Here is a 244-nt window from a genome sequence, read left to right on the forward strand (position 1 = left end):
CAAGAACTTCAAGGTGCACCTGGACGGCTACAACCAGCTGGACTACCTGACCGGCAAGTCCAACGAGAGTGCGCGCAAGGAGTTCTATTACTTCAACGACGAGGCCGAGTTGGTGGGCATGCGCTTCGGCGACTGGAAGGCGGTGTTCTGCGAGCAGCGCAAGCCCGGCGGCTTCGAGGTGTGGAGCGAACCCTTCGTCTGCCTGCGGATTCCCAAGCTGTTCAACCTGCGCATGGACCCGTAC

The 244-nt window shown here is 60.7% G+C and carries 1 pseudogene; it reads left to right on the top strand.

Annotated elements, in window-relative coordinates:
- Nucleotides 1–244 (top strand): annotated as a pseudogene (locus J5M67_RS29240) (arylsulfatase); the annotation flags it as partial.

Source organism: Pseudomonas sp. 30_B (genome assembly GCF_017491605.1).
In the GTDB taxonomy this organism is placed as follows: Bacteria; Pseudomonadota; Gammaproteobacteria; order Pseudomonadales; family Pseudomonadaceae; genus Pseudomonas.